This is a genomic window from Faecalibacterium sp. DFI.5.82, assembly GCF_029076575.1.
Taxonomy (GTDB): domain Bacteria; phylum Bacillota; class Clostridia; order Oscillospirales; family Ruminococcaceae; genus Faecalibacterium; species Faecalibacterium duncaniae.
In genome coordinates, this window is sequence record NZ_JARFIS010001026.1 from 1 (window position 1) to 292 (window position 292).

Annotated in this window: 1 protein-coding gene; it reads left to right on the top strand. The window is 44.2% G+C overall.

The genetic code is table 11. The features are described 5' to 3' along the window. The coding region (locus tag P0G09_RS19985; RefSeq protein ID WP_275253546.1) for an MGMT family protein at positions 1-126 on the top strand (126 nt) is incomplete at its 5' end. Positions 127-292 lie beyond the last annotated feature (166 nt).

Consider the following 292-nt stretch of genomic DNA (forward strand, 5'->3'; position numbering starts at 1 on the left):
CCGATCTTGATCTTAATCCCTTGCCACCGGGTTATCGGGGCCGACGGCAGCCTTACCGGCTACGCCGCTGGCCTTGCAGCTAAAAAACTCCTCCTTGACCTGGAAAAGGGCGGGACAAAAAAGTGAACAAAAAAAGACGGCTGATATATTTCAGTCGTCTTTTTTTCTCTGTCTATTTGATAAATGCTAACTTCCCAGAGCAATCAAACTCAAGTCCTTTGAGAAAGTGCGCTAAACCCGCAAAAATACTGTATTTTTAGCACATCAATGCAAGCAAAGATGTGCTAAAAAT